12 protein-coding genes and 1 pseudogene are annotated in these 15172 nt (G+C 56.3%); 9 read left to right on the top strand and 4 right to left on the bottom strand.

Annotation, left to right across the window (positions count from 1 at the left end; all coding sequences use genetic code 11):
* Positions 1-7 precede the first annotated feature (7 nt).
* Together JEM67_RS23945 and JEM67_RS23940 are read left to right on the top strand one after the other, a co-directional pair.
* Positions 8-9952, top strand: a complete 9945-nt coding sequence (locus tag JEM67_RS23945) for a hemagglutinin repeat-containing protein (protein WP_233527649.1) — start codon at positions 8-10, stop codon at positions 9950-9952.
* Complete coding sequence (locus JEM67_RS23940) at positions 9949-10317, top strand: DUF596 domain-containing protein (protein ID WP_199635772.1); 369 nt, start codon at positions 9949-9951, stop codon at positions 10315-10317. The genes JEM67_RS23945 and JEM67_RS23940 overlap by 4 nt, the downstream gene beginning before the upstream one ends.
* Positions 10318-10357: 40 nt before the next feature.
* Here JEM67_RS23940 and JEM67_RS23935 read toward each other — a convergent pair whose 3' ends face one another.
* Positions 10358-10552 carry a hypothetical protein gene (locus JEM67_RS23935; protein ID WP_199635782.1) on the bottom strand — a complete coding sequence of 65 codons (195 nt, stop codon included), beginning with the start codon at positions 10550-10552 and terminating at the stop codon, positions 10358-10360.
* On the opposite strand from JEM67_RS23935, the pseudogene JEM67_RS23930 reads away from it, so the two are divergent.
* The 6 genes and pseudogenes from JEM67_RS23930 to JEM67_RS23905 form a co-directional block, all read left to right on the top strand.
* Positions 10530-10634 (top strand): annotated as a pseudogene (locus JEM67_RS23930) (hemagglutinin); the annotation flags it as partial. The gene JEM67_RS23935 and the pseudogene JEM67_RS23930 overlap by 23 nt on opposite strands.
* A 56-nt stretch (positions 10635-10690) precedes the next feature.
* The gene (locus tag JEM67_RS23925; protein ID WP_370576144.1) at positions 10691-11272 is read left to right on the top strand and encodes a hypothetical protein; all 582 of its coding nucleotides are present in this window, start codon (positions 10691-10693) and stop codon (positions 11270-11272) included.
* A gap of 5 nt (positions 11273-11277) precedes the next feature.
* Positions 11278-11622: a hypothetical protein gene (locus tag JEM67_RS23920; protein ID WP_199635773.1), complete on the top strand. Its 345-nt coding sequence runs from the start codon at positions 11278-11280 to the stop codon at positions 11620-11622.
* A gap of 70 nt (positions 11623-11692) precedes the next feature.
* Entirely contained in the window at positions 11693-12442 is a 750-nt protein-coding gene (locus JEM67_RS23915) for an adhesin (RefSeq protein ID WP_233527650.1), read from the top strand.
* A 95-nt stretch (positions 12443-12537) separates the two neighbouring features.
* Positions 12538-12762 (top strand): hypothetical protein, encoded by a 225-nt coding sequence (locus JEM67_RS23910; RefSeq protein WP_233527651.1) that lies wholly within the window; start codon positions 12538-12540, stop codon positions 12760-12762.
* A gap of 136 nt (positions 12763-12898) precedes the next feature.
* Positions 12899-13231 (top strand): hypothetical protein, encoded by a 333-nt coding sequence (locus JEM67_RS23905; protein WP_199635774.1) that lies wholly within the window; start codon positions 12899-12901, stop codon positions 13229-13231.
* Between the two features lie 34 nt (positions 13232-13265).
* Here the strand turns inward: JEM67_RS23905 and JEM67_RS23900 are convergent, their stop codons facing one another.
* A complete protein-coding gene (locus JEM67_RS23900) occupies positions 13266-13460 on the bottom strand; it encodes a hypothetical protein (protein WP_199635775.1) in 195 nt (64 codons plus the stop codon).
* A gap of 187 nt (positions 13461-13647) precedes the next feature.
* On the opposite strand from JEM67_RS23900, the gene JEM67_RS23895 reads away from it, so the two are divergent.
* Positions 13648-14759, top strand: a protein-coding gene (locus JEM67_RS23895) for an IS3 family transposase (protein ID WP_426406339.1) whose coding sequence is annotated in 2 segments (ribosomal slippage) — positions 13648-13909 and positions 13909-14759 — 1113 coding nt in all. Because the reading frame shifts where the segments join, the coding sequence is not laid out codon by codon here.
* Here JEM67_RS23895 and JEM67_RS23890 read toward each other — a convergent pair.
* Positions 14739-14897 (bottom strand): hypothetical protein, encoded by a 159-nt coding sequence (locus JEM67_RS23890; RefSeq protein WP_426406338.1) that lies wholly within the window; start codon positions 14895-14897, stop codon positions 14739-14741. The two genes, JEM67_RS23895 and JEM67_RS23890, sit on opposite strands and share 21 nt — an antisense overlap.
* Entirely contained in the window at positions 14894-15121 is a 228-nt protein-coding gene (locus JEM67_RS23885; protein WP_199639399.1) for a SymE family type I addiction module toxin, read from the bottom strand. Before JEM67_RS23885 ends, JEM67_RS23890 begins: the two co-directional genes overlap by 4 nt.
* Positions 15122-15172 lie beyond the last annotated feature (51 nt).

The raw sequence follows: 15172 nt of genomic DNA, 5'->3' as shown, positions 1-15172 counted from the left end.
CATTGCCATGAACAAGAACCTGTACCGTATCGTTTTCAACAAAGCGCGTGGCATGCTGATGGTGGTGGCGGATATCGCCCGCTCCGGCCGCGCCGGGTCCGCACGGTCGCCTGGCCTGGGCCATACCCTGAGCCAGTGTATCGGCAAGATGAGCGCCGTCAGCTTCAGCCTGTTATTGGCATTGGGCGCTATCCAGCCGGTGCAGGCGGCCATTGTCGCTGACGGCAATGCGCCTGGCGGCCAGCAGCCGACCATCGTCAACAGCGCCAACGGTACGCCGCAGGTCAATATTCAGACCCCGAGCGCCGGTGGGGTTTCCCGCAACACCTACAGCCAGTTCGATGTCGACAAGCAGGGCGCGATCCTCAACAACTCGCACAAAATGACCCAGACCCAGCAGGGCGGCTGGGTTGATGGCAACCCGTGGCTGGCGAAAGGCGAAGCCAAGGTGATCCTCAACGAGGTCAACTCCCGCGATCCCAGCCGCCTGAACGGGTATATCGAGGTCGCCGGCCAGCGCGCGCAGGTGGTGATCGCCAACCCTTCCGGCATTACCTGTAATGGCTGCGGTTTTATCAACGCCAACCGCGCCACGCTGACTACCGGCCAGGCGCAGATGAACAACGGCAATCTGACCGGTTTTAACGTCGAGCGCGGCGAAGTGGTGGTGGAAGGCGCCGGCATGGACAGTTCGCGTCAGGATTACACCGAGATCATTGCCCGTTCGACGAAGATCAACGCCGGGCTGTGGGCCAATGATTTGAACGTCACCACCGGGCGCAACAAGGTGGATGCGGCGCATCAGCAGATCGAAAAACAGGGCGCCGATCCGGCCACCCGCCCGCAGCTGGCGGTGGATGTGGCCAAACTGGGCGGCATGTATGCCGGCAAGATCCGTATGATCGGCACCGAAACCGGCGTCGGGGTGCGCAACGCCGGTAATATCGGCGCGCAGGCCGGCAGCGTGGTGGTGACCGCCGACGGCCGCATCGAAAACAGCGGCGCCATCAGCGGCGGCGATATGGCAATGGCTTCGAAGCAGGGCATCAGCAACAGCGGTTCGCTGTTCGCTGCGGGCAATGCCGCCGTCACCAGCGAGGGCGAGGTGCAAAACAGCGGTTCCATCGCCGCGCGGAATAATGTGCAGATTCAGGCCGCCAGCCTGAACAGCAGCAAAGGCAGCACCCTGGCGGCAGGCGTGCAGCAGGACGGTAAACTGGGCGGGAGCGGCGAACTGGCGTTGACCGCCAGCGGCAAACTGACCGCGCAGGGCCAGAACCTGGCGGCGGGCAACCTGCGTGCCAGCGGGCAAGGCATGGACATCAGCGGCAGCCGCACCGCCGGCACCCATGTAACGCTCAACGCCGGGCAGAGCGACTTAACCACGGCCAATGCGCAGGTTGAAGCAGCGCAGCAACTGGCTGCCGACACCGGCAAACGGCTGAACAACGACGGCGGCACGCTGACGGCGAATAAACTGGCGCTGAGCGCGCATGACATATCCAACCGCAAGGGCGAGATCACCCAGCTCGGCGAAGACGATCTGGCCCTGAATCAGCAGGGTACGCTTGACAACGGCGGCGGCCGCATCGCCAACAACGGCAACAACCTGACGCTGAACGCCGGGGCGATCGACAACCAGAGCGGGCAGATTATCCATGCCGGCAAGGGCACGCTGGCGGTGAATACCGGCCGGCTGCAAGGGGATAACGGCAAGCTGTTGTCCAACGGGCAGCTCTCGATGCAGGGCGGCGATTACGTGCTGGATGGTGGCACTACGTCGGCGCAGCAGATCGCGATGGATGCCGGCAGCCTGTCCAACCGCAACGGCCAATTGGTGCAGAGCGGTAACGGCAATATGCGCCTCAGCACCCGTAAGGGTATCGACAATCAGGGCGGCCAACTGGCGGCCAACGGCAATGTGGCCTTGAACGCCGCACAGCTGAACAACCAAAACGGCAAAGTGATCGCCGCGCAGGACGGCAGCCTGAGTGCGCAGATTGGCGGCACCCTCGACAACCAGCAAGGCCAGCTGGCCGCGAGCGCCAATACGCGGTTACAGGCGGATAAACTGGATAACCGCAAGGGCCTGGTTTCCGCCGCTACCGGCAACGGCGAGGTGGCGACCCGTCAGGCGCTGGATAACCGCAGCGGCCGTATCGAAGCCAAACAAGGGCTGCAACTGAGCGGCACCGGGCTGGAAAACCAGGGTGGGCAAGTGGTTGGCGGCGCCATTTCCCTGGCGCTCGGCAACGGCGCGTTGAACAACCAACAGGGCGCTATCGCCGCTGCGGGCGATTTGCGCCTGAACGGCGGGGCGCTGACCAATGACGGCGGCCTGCTGCAATCCGCCGGTGACATGAGCCTCGACACCCAGGGCGCCGCGTTGAGCAACCGCCTGAGCGGCGAAACCGGCGGCATTCTCAGCCAGGGGGCGCTGTCGATCCACAGCGGCGCGCTGGACAATAGCCAGGGCATGCTGGTGGGCGGTGGTGCCACCGAAGTGTTCACCGGCCGGCTGGATAACAGCAAAGGTACGCTGGTTGGCAAGCAGCAGTTGAACATCGACAGCCTGGCATTGACCAACGACGGCGGCCTGTTGCAGGCCGGCGGCGACGCGACTATCGATACCCACGGCCAGGCATTGACCAACCGCGACAGCGGCAAAAATGGCGGCATCAGCAGCCTGGGCAAACTGAACATCGCCGGTGGCGAGGTGGATAACCAAAGCGGCTTTATCGCCAGCTCGGGCGACCTGCAACTGCGTGGCAGCCAACTGGATAACCGCCACGGCACGCTGGCTTCCGAAAAACGGCTGTCGGCGACCGCCGGGGTGATCAATAACCAGGGCGGGGCGATCAAATCCGGCCAAGACATGGCGCTGAACGCCAAAGAACGGCTGGATAACAGCAATCTTGGGGTGATAGGCGCAGGCAAACAACTGCAGCTGGACAGCGGGTCTCTGCTGAATAATCAGGGGACGCTGGTCAGCGCCGATGCGGCGAAGATCAACTTCGGCATGCTGGAAAACCGGGGCGGTCAACTGGCGGCCCAAACGGCGCTGGAGCTGCACGGCAATAACCTCAACAACAACGACGGCGGGTTGATCCAGAGCGGCAATCGCCTGGATCTGGCGGTCGATCGGCTGACCAACGCCAACAGCGGCGAGAAAGGCGGCATTACCAGCCAGGGCGCGATGAACCTGTCTACCGGTCTGTTCGATAACGGCCAGGGTGTGGTGATTGCCGGTAAAAATCTGCAACTTGACGCTGACACGGTGCTGAACGGTGGCGGCAAGCTGGTGGCGCAGCAGGCGTTGACGCTCACCACCACCGGCGCGGGCGGCCTGAACAATCAGAGCGGGCTGGTGCAGGCCGGCGGCGACATGCTGCTGGATACCCGCGGCCAGCAACTGGATAACCAAAACGGCACTCTCCACAGCCTGGGCCAGCTGCAACTCAACGGCGGCGATATCAATAACCAGGGCGGTACGCTGGGGGCCAAGGGCGATTTCATGCTGGCGGCGCTCAAATTGGACAACAGCAACGGCGGGCGGATTATCGGCGAGCAGGCGGTAACGCTGAACAACACCGGGCTGGATAACCGCAACGGGCAGATTCAGGCGGTCGGCAATCTGTTGCTGGGCAGCGCACAGGGGGTTATCGATAACACCCTGGGGCTGATCCGCAGCGGCGCTACCGTGACGCTCAACGCCCTGCAGTTCACCAACGACGCCACGCTGGCGGACAATAAAGGGCTGGAAGGCCAGACGGTAACGCTGAACACCGGCACGCTGAGCAACCGTGGCGGCAGCATTTTGGCTGACCGGCAGTTGGCCATCACCAACGATGGCACCCTGGATAACAGCGGCGGCCAACTGGCTGCGGCCGACACCCTGCAATTGAAGGGCTCGGCACTTAACCTGCTGAACACTGGCGGCACGCTCAAAGCCGGCAAGCTGCTGGAGATTAACGCCAACGCGATCGGCGGCGATGGGCAATTGTTGTCGCTGGGCGATATCAATCTGGTCAGCGCTCAGGGCATCAATAACAGCGGCGAGATGATCGCCAACGGCAATTTCAACTTCACCACGCCGGGCGATGTCACCAACAGCGGCAAGCTGCTGGCGGGCGCGAAGCTGGATCTGCACGCCAATAATCTGTTTAACGCCGCCAGCGGCGAGATCAACGCCGGGCAGGATTGGCTGACGGTGAACGGCACCCTGACCAACTACGGCCTGATCGACGGCAAGCACACCCTGCTGACGGCCAACACGCTGAACAACATCGGCACCGGCCGTATTTATGGCGACGCCATCGGCGTGCAGACCGCTACCTTCAACAACCTGGCGGAGAACGGCACCGCCGCCACGCTGGCCGGGCGCGAGCGGGTGGATATCGGCACTCAGACGCTGAACAACTACGATCACGGGCTGATTTACAGCGGTGGCGATATGGCGATTGGCGGCCAGCTTGACGCCAACCACCTGGCAAGCGGCCAGGCAGGCACCCTTAACAACCACAGTTCGACCATTGAGTCCGCGGGCAACATGGCGCTGTCCGCCGCGCTGATCAACAACATCAACGATCGTTTCAGTACCGAGTTGGTCACCGTTTCCAACGAAAAAGTCACCGAGTATCAACAGTCCGGCGATCCGGTGCGCTGGAAAGCGGGGGAACAAGGCGTCTTCGTTGACCGCAATTCGTCAGACTCATTGCTGAACCTGAACACCCCAGGCAAAACCGGGCACGGCAACGACAGATTTAATCAGTACGACTATAACCGGACGGTGCAGGAAACCCAGATTAAGGAAAGCGATCCGGCCAAAATCGTCGCCGGTGGCGATATGGCGATCAACGCAGGGCATTTGCTGAACGACAAGAGCCAGGTGGTGGCCGGTGGCACGCTGGCGATTAACGCCGGTAGCGTGGATAACGTGGCGGTGGCGGGCCAGCGGCTGACCACCGACGTCGGGGAAGTGACCAGCTACTACCGCATCAAGAAAAAAGGCACTGACAAACAGGGGCATAACACCACGGCCTATACGCCGCCGACCAGCATCCAGACCATCGCGTTGAAACCGAGCCAACTGATCGACCACGGGCAGGTGGCGGGTAACCCGGTAGCCATTGCACCGCTGACGCCGCAAGGCACAGACGCCACCATCGACCAGGCCGGCGGAGTGAATGCGGTTGTCACCGGCAGCGATGTTTCCGCCGGGATGCAGACCATCGGCGGCGGCGACCTGCCGGTGATTCAGGCGGCGGCCCTGCAACCGGGCCAGCAGTTTGAAGTGGCCAACAACGTGAACGCCCAGCAGGGCGACGCGGCGAGCAGCGTGGTGCGCATCGTCGGACCGGACACCCGCCTGCCGGACAACAGCCTGTTCAAGACCAATCCGGCGCCGGGCGGCCAGTATCTGGTGGAAACCGATCCGCGCTTCACCAACCAAAAATCCTGGCTGGGGTCGGATTACATGATCGCGAAAGCCACCAACAACCAGGACAACGTGCTGAAACGTCTGGGGGATGGCTACTACGAGCAGCGGCTGATCCGCGAACAGGTGATCAACCTGACCGGCCAGCGTTATCTGGACGGGTACAACAACGACGAAGAGCAGTTCAAGGCGCTGATGGATCAGGGGCTGGCCTTCAGCCAGCAATATAACCTGAAGGTCGGCGTGGCGCTGACGCCGGAACAAATGGGGCTGTTGACCAAAGACATCGTCTGGATGGTGAATGCCAAGGTCACGCTGCCGGATGGCAGCCAGCAAAACGTACTGGTGCCGCAGGTGTATGCCCGCATGCAACCGGGCGATCTGGACGGCTCCGGCGCGCTGATCGCCGGGCGCAACGTTAACCTCAACCTCGGCGACGGCCTGTTTAACAGCGGCCATATTGCCGGGCGCGAAGTGGTGAAACTGAGCGCCGCCAACATCACCAATATGGCGGGCAGCATTCAGGGGGCCGACGTCGGCCTGACCGCCCGCACCGATATCAACAATATCGGCGGCGTGATCCAGGGCAACAACTCGCTGCTGGCCAGCGCCGGGCGCGACATCAACGCCATCAGCACTACCCGAGCGGCGCAAAGCGTGAACGGCGCCAACAGCTTCGAGCGCACCCATATCGACAGCGTAGCCGGCATGTACGTGCAGGGCGCCGACGGCAAACTGATGCTGCAGGCCGGGCGCGACATCAAACTGGATGCGGCGCAGGTGGTCAACAGCGGCGAGAACGGCCAAACGCTGCTGAGCGCCGGGCGCGATCTCAACCTGAACGCGGTGACCACCGCCAGCCGCGACAACCTGATCTGGAACGGCGACAACAGCCTGAAACAGGGCAACAGCCAGCAGGTGGGCAGCGAAGTGGTCGGCAAAGGCGCGGTGACCCTCAATGCGGGCAACGATATCACTGCTCATGCGGCGGCGATTTCCGCCGGCGAGGCGCTGAACCTGAATGCCGGCCATGACGTCAACATCCTCAACGGCGAAAACACCCAGGATCTGGACGAGCGCCACAAGGTGACCGGCGGCAACGGCCTGATGTCGAAAACCACCACCACCACCCGCGACACCCTGGATCGCCAGACCCTGCAGAGCAGCACCCTGAGCGGTGACAGCATCAAGGTGCTGGCGGGCAACGATCTGCGCGTGCAGGGCAGCAGCGTGGCCGGCACCCAGGACGTGAAGCTGCTGGCGGGCCATGATCTGACCGTCACCGGCGCCACCGAGCGCAACAGCGAGCTGCACCTCAAGCAGGAGAAAAAATCCGGTCTGATGAGCAGCGGCGGCATCGGCATCAGCTACGGCACCGAAAGCCTGAAAACCACCGACACCTCGCAGGGGGTGACCAACCAGGGCAGCACCGTCGGCAGCGTGAACGGCAACGTCACGCTGGGGGCGGGCAACAATCTGGCGGTGACCGGTTCCGAGCTGGTGGCCGGCAAGGACATGGCGCTGAGCGGCAAGAATGTGTCGGTGACGCAGGCGCAGGATGAAAACAGCCAGACCCACAAGGTCGAGCAGAAAAAATCCGGGCTGACGCTGGCGCTTTCCGGCACCGTCGGCAGCGCGCTGAACACCGCCGTGGAAACCTCGCAACAGGCAAAATCCACCGACGACAGCCGCCTGGCGGCCTTGCAGGGCACCAAAGCGGCGCTGAGCGGCGTGCAGGCGGTACAGGCGGCGCGGTTGGCGCAGGCGCAGGGCGCCGACCCGGCCAATAACAACATGGTGGGGATCAGCATTTCCTACGGCACCCAGTCTTCCACCTCGACCCAGAACAGCGGGCAGAGTACCGCCCAGGGCAGCAGCCTGACGGCGGGTAACAACCTGAGCATTACCGCCAGCGGGAACGGCGTGAAGGGCCAGGACGGCGACATTCTGGTGCAGGGCAGCCAGCTGCAGGCGGGCAAGGACGTTACCCTGAACGCCAACCGCGACGTGAACCTGCTTTCCGCCAAAAACACCCAGTATCTGGACGGCAAGAACGAGAGCCAGGGCGGCACGCTGGGCGTGGGCATCGGCGTCGGCTCCGGCGGCATCGGGCTGAGCATTTCGGCCAGCGTCAACAAAGGCAAGGGCAACGAAAAAGGCAACGGTACCCGCTACACCGAAACCACAGTCAATGCCGGTAATCAGGTCAACATCACCAGCGGGCGCGATACCAATCTGATCGGCGCGCAGGTCACCGGCGAATCGGTCAAAGCCGACGTGGGCCGCAACCTGCTGCTGGAGAGCCAGCAGGACAGCGACCGCTACGATTCCAAACAGCAAAACGCCAGCGCGGGCGGCAGCTTTACCTTTGGCTCCATGACCGGCTCGGGCAGCCTCAGCCTGAGCAAAGACAAAATGCACAGCAACTACGACAGCGTGCAGGAGCAGACGGGCATCTTTGCCGGCAAGGGCGGTTTTGACGTGACGGTGGGCGAACACACCCAGCTTAACGGCGCGGTGATAGGCAGCACCGCCACGGCGGATAAAAACAAGCTCGACACCGGCACGCTGGGCTTTACGGACATCCACAATCAGGCGGACTTCGAGGTAGAACACCAGAGCGTGGGCATCAGCTCCGGCGGCAGCATCGGCAGCCAGTTCGCCGGCAATATGGCCAACGGCCTGCTGGTGGGGGCCAACAACAGCGGGCACGACAGCTCCACCACCCATGCGGCGGTGAGCGACGGTACTATCGTCATTCGCGATCAGGACAAACAGACGCAGAACGTCAGCGATCTGAGCCGCGACGTCGAGCATGCCAACCAGACGTTAAGCCCGATCTTCGACAAGGAGAAAGAGCAGAAACGGCTGCAACAGGCGCAGCTGATCGGCGAGATCGGCAATCAGGCGATGGACATAGCGCGGACCGAGGGGGATATCCGCTCCATCAATGCAGGCAAGGCAGAGCTTGAGAAAAACGGGATCAAAGAGCCGGGTAAGGATGCCACGAAAGAGCAGTGGAAAGCCTACAACGAGAAGCTGCACGCGACAGACAGCTACAAAGCGACGCAGAAGCAGTGGGGCACCGGCAGCAGCGTCCAGCAGGGCATGCAGGCGGCTACGGGGGCGATTCAGGGGCTGGCGGGCAACAATCTTGCGCAGGCGATGGCCGGTGGGCTGAGCCCTTATGCGGCCGGGGTCATCAAGGCGATGACGACCAACGCGGATGGTAGCACCAACGTTGCCGCGAACGCGATGGCGCATGCGGTGTGGGGTGCGGTAGCGGCCAAAGCCAGCGGTAACAGCGCTCTGGCGGGGGCAGCCGGTGCGGCCAGCGGAGAACTGATGGCGCGCTACATTGCGGGCGAGCTTTACCCGGATGTAAAACCTGAAAACCTGACGGAAGACCAAAAGCAAACCCTCAGCGCGCTGGGGACGCTGGCGGCAGGGTTGGCAGGCGGGCTGGTGGGTGATGGCACCGGGGATGCGGTCGCGGGGGCGCAAAGCGGCAAGAACGCGGTTGAGAACAATTATCTGAGTGATGCCCAAAAAATTCAAAAAGATAAAGAGTTGGCGGAGTGTGGCACGCTGGTCTGTAAAGCGGGTACTCAGGCTAAATGGACTGCGATAGATGCGGGCCAAGATGGTAGCTTTGCGGCAGGGATGGTTGCTGGGGTGCCGGCTGGGCTATATGACACGGTTGAAGGTATCGTGCAAATGGGCTTGAGCCCAGTAGAAACCTATGATGCTTTGAAACAGCTTTTCAACAGTGGAGATGTGCTCGGTAATGTGTCTGATGCGGTAAAACAGTCGTATATTGAGCGCATCGACAATATGGAAGCTGAGTATCAAAAAGCAGGTGCGAGTGGCTCGTTTAACTCGGGTATTGAAGGCGGTAAACTGCTTACTGATATTGCATCTTTAGCTGCTGGCGGTGCCGGGCTAGTGAAAGGTGGAGTGGTAATCACGGAGAAGGTTGCTGCTAAGGTTGCGGGTAAGGCTGAGTCGGCAGCTATGAATGCTGGAAAATTATCAGCTGAAAAAGAAGCATTAGAAAAAATCGGGCAAAATGCGAAAAATAGTTCTGATTTAAGTGGAAAACCATCTGGGGCGATATTACAGCAGCAAGCAGTGAAAAAAATTGATGACCTTGCCACTCAATTTAATAATCCGGCAGTACATCCGAAGGACTTCCAGTTAAATATTAATGGAAAAACAATGGTTGCAGATCCACAGTTAAGTTTAGGTGCTCCTGTATTTAAAGGAGCTACTGACGCTGATGTTATGACTTACTTTAAGCAACTTGCGGGGTCAGAGAATATGCCATCAGCTAAGGTGGTTCCTGGTAAAGGTACGGTGTATTCGATAAAAGTCACAGAAGGACCTTCTGCCGGTAGCACTTTGACATTGAGAGACTTTTCAACGTCAGCACAACAAACTGGTGCTAAATGGACCATAGATTTAATGACTCCATCTATAAATGGTGGAAGAAGGGTGGAGATTAAATTTAAATGATTAAAAATATCAATGATATATATAAATCTGTTGCCGAAAGTTCTTATGGATTGTCTATGGGGGCTATATGGCAACATATCAGTGTTGAATGTTCTGAGTTGCCTGATAACTACTCTTTCAGGAAAAAAGTATTTTTTGTTATTTTGGGTAACTTATTGAATGATAAAAAAATTAAACTAGCTACGAATGGCGTGTTTTTGACTGATCCTGTTGAGCAACAAATAAAAATGTTGCAAGAGGCCTGGCCTGCTCACCCATATGAAGATGAGGATGATGATTTAGATGAATATGGAATGTGGTTTTTAGTTAAGGCACCTGTTGGGGTCGTTTGGCTAACACCTGATGGTGGAGAGCTATGGACTTGAAATAATCCCGGCTACCGAGCCGGGATCCTTTTATCAGCCGTTACCAGCACCATCCGTCACGGCGCTTGAACACCGGCGCATCGCCGATATCGTTCAGCGCGCCCGGAAAATCCTTCAGCCACAGGGCCACCTTCTTGCGGTTGTCGAGAATAACTATCTGAGCAGTAAGCAGATAGATGCATGGTCTGCGGAAATGAAATCCTGTCAGGCCAGCGGCGGTGAGCGACGGCACCATTGTTATTCGTGATCAGGACAAACAGACGCAGAACCTCAGCGATCTGAGCCGCGACGTCGAGCACGCCAACCAGACGTTATCGAAGGCGGTAAACTGCTTACTGATATTGCATCTTTAGCTGCTGGCGGTGCCGGGCTAGTGAAAGGTGGGGTGGTAATCACGGAGAAGGTTGCTGCTAAGGTTATTGGGAAAGTTGATAAGATAGTGTTGAAAGATGCATCATTGCTAAAAAATAGTGATGGTATTTATGAGATTAATATCAATGCCACTCCAATTGAAGGGCAAAAGCGCCTCAATACGGTCGATACAATGGGTAATGGTAAACTTAATCCTGCAGAGGCAGCAGCCGCAGCGAGAATGGAGACGGCTTTAGGCTCAATGGAGCGCTTACCTGATTCAGTAGCCGGGCAGAAAAGTGCTGATTTTGTTATTACCAGCGGACCACAGGCTGGAAAAACTGTTGATTTGATGTATACGACGAAAAACCTTTCGCAGAAAGAAATTGATGGTCTAAATAAGTTCTATGAGAAAAATATGACCATTTCTCCAATTGAGGGGAAAATTCCAGCAGGGCAACAACAAATTCTTGACCATTTAGGTAAGGCAGATATTGTTCCTGTGGACTTTAGTGTGCTGACACCGGGTAATCAAAAAGTGTTCTTAGACTTTGTAAAAAAACTACCTGAGTCGCAGCAATCAAAAATTATTATTATGAGGTAAGTATTATGGGGTCTACAGTTTTCTTCGGTTACACTACGGATAAAAGTTTACATGTGACATTGAATCGTGGCGCTTCGGATGCATTGGAGTTACTTATTGATGATGCATTGGGAAAAAAACATCCCAAACTCCATGATAAAATAATGGAAATGCTTCCGCTTGACCAAATCCATTTTGTCGAGCTAGATAACCATGAGTTTAATATGGTAATTAGAGCAATTCGTCAGTGCATTTCCTCTTGGGATGCACCGACGGAATGGCAATTACGAGAGAAGAAAGTCTGGGAGGAAGAGGCTGAACCATTAGTTGTGTTGGATCCAAGATATAATCAGGAGACGGATTGCGAGTAATAAGCAAGAGAACTATCAGAAAACTGGTCAACTCCTGATAAATGCAAGGTCGGAAGATGCGAAGAAGATCATGGCTGGAACTGAGCTGTTCCCTGAAGGGGATGGTTGCAAATATGAGTTTTACTATGTTGATTTTTCAGGAAAGTTAGATTGGTTCGATCCTGATGGGGGAGCGATGAGAGATCTGACAGAACAGTTAGTCGAACTCCGTACCTACTATATTGAGAACAAGCTGACCAATGGTCGGTTAGCATGGAATAAGAATGCGAGAGGTGATTTACCGGAAGGGGCGAATATCACTAAGGTCATTGTTGAAGGTTATACCGATGGTGTGATGATTGCCGGGGCATGGTATCTGGGTCCAGCGGCGTCAATAGGGAAAGTTGTTGCCGGTTCGGTGATTGCAGAAATCGCTAATGGCACTTACCAATGGTATGACCTGAATAAGCCGGGTAATGAGGATAAGAGCTGGGATTATAAAGGGAGTCTGTCAGCGGGCGTGAGTGGTGCGCTGGCACCGGGGCGTGGGATACCTGCGAATATCGGGATAGCGATAGGTGGCTCGATCTTTAGTGATGGTATCAATGCTGGTGGGCAGTTGGGAGCAGGAACTGGTGCATTACTGGGGGGAGTCTTTGGTAAATATGCGCCTATCGGTGTAGATAAGATCATGTCAGATAATAAGATTCCAGGTACCGTTTATGATATTATAGGTTCGGGTGGTGCTGAAGTTACTGGTGGTTTTATCAGGGATGGATTAAACCAAAAAGAAGAAGAAGAAGAAGAAGAAGAAGAAGAAGAAGATAAGGTGAGTAAATAATATGATCAATTATTTTAAGTTGCTAATTTACTCATGTGTGTTTTGTTGTGTTGTCTACTTTATTTTAACAGGGGGGGGCGGCAGTTTTTATCTATATGCTTAAAGGGTATTTTTTCTATCCGTTGGCTCATGTGAAAAGAACATTGGTATTCGGTGTTATTTCTGGGGTTGCAATTACCTTGGCAGCTATAGTGTTTAAAATTATTGATAAATTAAAAACCAAAAAAGCCCCGCCGAAAGAGTCACCACTCAACCCCGGCCAGTGGCCGGGGTTGTTGTCCTTAAGCCCTAAACCCCCAATTTCTCGTCGCAGCAGCTGAATAACCCTCGGAGCGACGGCGATACCAGTTCTACTGCACTTGCTCTGCTCTGCTCTGCTTTGAGATCTGGATGGTGCAGGCTAAATGACTGTCGGTCCGTGTTTAACGATATGCGCAATACACCTGGAGGAATGAAATGAAAGAGTTAGATGTTCTCCATAATAAAATTGGACAATTGCTAGTTAATGCTGGCCCTGACAATGCTCAAAAGATAGTGACACGGGCGAAGCTTTCTTTAGAGGGCGATGTATGTGACTATGAATTTGATTACATAGATGACAATGGTGATGAAGATTGGTTTGTTCCAGATAAGTTAGCGGGTTACGATCTGAGATTATTGTTAGTTGAGCTAAGAGATTTTTATATAAAAAATAATCTTACTAACGGTAAGCCAGCTTGGAGTGAATGTGAGATTGTTATTGATCTGAAAGCATCTAAGGTTTTCTTCAATTTTAAATATGATGATTAACAAAGATCCCGGCCTTGCGCCGGGATCTTTGCTTCTAAGCCCTAAATCCCCCAACCTCCCGCCGCCGCAACCGGAGCAGACCGGGTGCGGCGGTGACTTCCAGTTGTGCCGCATCGGTGATGCCGGACTCGGTGAGCCAGTCGCCACCAATAACCAGCTCACCGTTCTGCCGCACCCAGTCCGCCCCCAGATCCGTGCGGTGCTGGCTGGGTATACTCGGCTCATCCATGAGCCTCGCCCCTGTCGGGGCCGCTGCAAGCAGCGTTCAAATCTGCTCCAGGCAGATTTGTCACACAGTGCTTCCCAGATAGCATCGTCGGTAACGGTAGTGATCCACATGTAAGTATCCCTGCAAAACGTCCCGTTCACTTTTAGAGATCTTCCGACATACTGATTATGTCCCCGAGGAGATCGCTATGCGTAAAATCCGATTCACCGAGCACCAGATCATCGCCGTTCTGAAGTCTGTCGAAGCCGGACGCACCGTTAAAGATGTGTGCCGTGAGGCCGCTATTTCCGAAGCCAGCTATTACAACTGGAAGGCGAAATATGGCGGTATGGAAGCCGCTGATATCAAAAAGATCAAAGATCTTGAAGACGAGAATCGTCGCCTGAAACAGATGTTTGCCGATCTGAGTCTGGAATGTCGGGCACTGAAAGACGTCATCGAAAAAAAGCTTTAAAACCAGCGATAAAGCGTGAGCTTGTCAACTATTTGACCGCGCAGTTTACGATGAGCATACGCCAGGCATGCAGGACGTTATCGCTGAGCAGGACGGTATTTCGTTATCAACCCGATACGCGACGTGATGAACCGGTGATCCAGGTGCTGGCCGAGGTGGCCGAGCGCTATCCCCGCTACGGCTTTAAGAAGCTTTTTCAGGTGCTTCGCAGGCAGGGTCACGTCTGGAACCACAAGCGGGTGCACCGGATTTACTGTCTGCTGAAACTGAATTTTCGGCGTAAGGGTAAACAACGTCTGCCGGTGCGTAATCCGGCTCCGCTGGCAACGCCGGAAGCGCTCAATCAGAGTTGGTCTATCGATTTTATGCACGACGCGCTGGTGTGCGGTCGACGTTTTCGAACCTTCAACGTCGTGGATGATTTTAACCGCGAGGCTTTGGCCATCGAAATTGACCTGAGTATCCCTGCACAGCGGGTCGTCCGGGTGCTGGACAGGATTGTGGCAAACCGTGGATATCCGCTGAAAATGCGGATGGATAATGGGCCGGAACTGATATCACTGGCTTTGGCGCAATGGGCTGAAGACCATGGTGTGATGCTGGAATTTATTAAGCCGGGTAAGCCAACGCAGAACGCATTTATCGAACGGTTTAACCGAACTTACCGGACAGAAATACTGGATTTTTACCTGTTCAGAACGCTGAAAGAAGCACGGGAAATTACGGAACGCTGGCTGAATGAATACAACAGTGAGCGACCCCATGAATCCCTGGATAACCTGACACCGGAAGAGTACCGGCTGATGGCTGAGAAACCGGAAATCTCAAAAAGTGCGTGGAACTAAAGCTGGGATACTTACACACAGCCCGTCCGGCCGCAGCGTGAGCTGCAACGGTTCACCGATGCCAAAACCCAACTCGGCCAGCTCAACGCCAGAGATTGTCATTTCGGGGATCAGTTCAGGGGTAAAAGTGATGTTCATAGGGCGGTTCCTTCCGTGGTGGGTGCGATGCGGATGATCAACAGCCCCGGTTCAGTGATCACCTCGATCCTCTGGCCGGTGGTAAAGCCGAACTGCTCCAGCCATTTACCCGTAAGGGTCAGCTGTGGCGGCGGGTTGGGTCTGCCGCCGTTGGGGCGATAGCCAACAATGCACTTGCGTGCTTGGGGTGTGGCGGGTTCTGACGTAGAATCTGCTCTAGCCATAGTAACTACTCCTATAGTTGCTTGTGGTTAGCGGGGTTGAGGTGTTAGCGC

The organism is Serratia sp. PAMC26656 (genome assembly GCF_016469055.2).
Classification (GTDB): Bacteria; Pseudomonadota; Gammaproteobacteria; order Enterobacterales; family Enterobacteriaceae; genus Serratia; species Serratia plymuthica.
The sequence above is the reverse complement of the archived record's forward strand: the minus strand, read 5'-3'. Positions and strand labels throughout refer to the sequence as shown.